Source organism: Actinoallomurus acaciae (assembly GCF_042429965.1).
Classification (GTDB): Bacteria; Actinomycetota; Actinomycetes; order Streptosporangiales; family Streptosporangiaceae; genus Actinoallomurus; species Actinoallomurus acaciae.
Genome location: NZ_JBHLZP010001108.1, coordinates 1 through 1,075, shown reverse-complemented (window position 1 = coordinate 1,075; position 1,075 = coordinate 1). Strand labels below are relative to the sequence as shown.

Below are 1,075 nucleotides of genomic sequence, written 5' to 3'. Positions count from 1 at the left end.
CTCCAGCGCGCGTGCGGCGAGGCGTTCACAGTCGGCGAGGGTGCGCTCCGCCAGGCTCGCGCGTACGGCCGGCAGGGCACGCGGGCTCATGGACAGCTCGGTGATGCCGAGCCCGCCGCGGACCGGCGCCAGCAGCGGGTCGGCCGCAGCCTCCCCGCACACCCCCACCGACCGGCCCGACGCCTTTCCGGCCGCCGCGCACCGGCCGATCAGGTCGAGCAGTGCGGGCTGCCACGGATCGAGCAGGTCCGCCAGGCCGCCGGCCTGCCGGTCCGCGGCGAGCGTGTACTGGCTCAGGTCGTTCGTGCCGATGCTGAGGAAGTCCACGACGTCGAGGAACCGCGCCGCGCGCAGAGCCGCCGCCGGCACCTCGATCATCACGCCCGCGGTGGCCAGGCCGTGGTCGCGGGCCCGCGCGGCGAACTCCTCGGCCTCCGTACGGGTCGAGACCATCGGCGCCATCACCCAGACGTCGGCCGTGGTCCGCTCCGCGGCGATCGCGATGGCGTCGAGCTGGGTGGTGAGGATCTCCGGGCGGTCGCGCGCCACCCGCAGGCCGCGTACGCCGAGCGCCGGGTTGGGCTCCTCGGGCAGGCCGAGGAAGGGCAGCGGCTTGTCCGCGCCGGCGTCCAGGGTGCGTACGACGATCGTGCCGCGCTCGAAGAGGGCGAACGCCTCGGTGTAGGCGGCGACCTGTTCTTCGAGGTCGGGCGCGTCGTGGCGGTCCAGGAACAGGAACTCGGTGCGGAACAGTCCGACGCCCGCGACGTCGGTCAGGTCCACGCCCGCGAGGTCGGCGGCCGAGCCGATGTTGAGCATCAGGTCGACCGGGTGCCCGTCCGCGGTCCGTCCCGGGCCCTTCCCGCCCGCGAGCCGGGCGCGTTCCGCCTCCGCCCGTTCGCGCACGCGGGTCACCTCGTCCTCGGTGACTCCGGCGCACACCTGCCCGGTCGTGCCGTCCACCGTCACCGTCTCGCCGTCGGCGACGTCGAGCGCGCCGGCGCAGCCGACCACGGCGGGCAGGCCGAGGGAGCGCGCCAGGATGGAGGTGTGGCTGGTCGGGCCGCCGCGCTCG

Annotated in this window: 1 protein-coding gene; it reads right to left on the bottom strand. The window is 75.6% G+C overall.

What is annotated here, in order from left to right; genetic code table 11:
* A partial coding sequence (locus tag ACFFNX_RS50905) for a putative PEP-binding protein (protein WP_378213704.1) occupies nt 1–1,075 on the bottom strand: 1,075 nt, incomplete at both ends.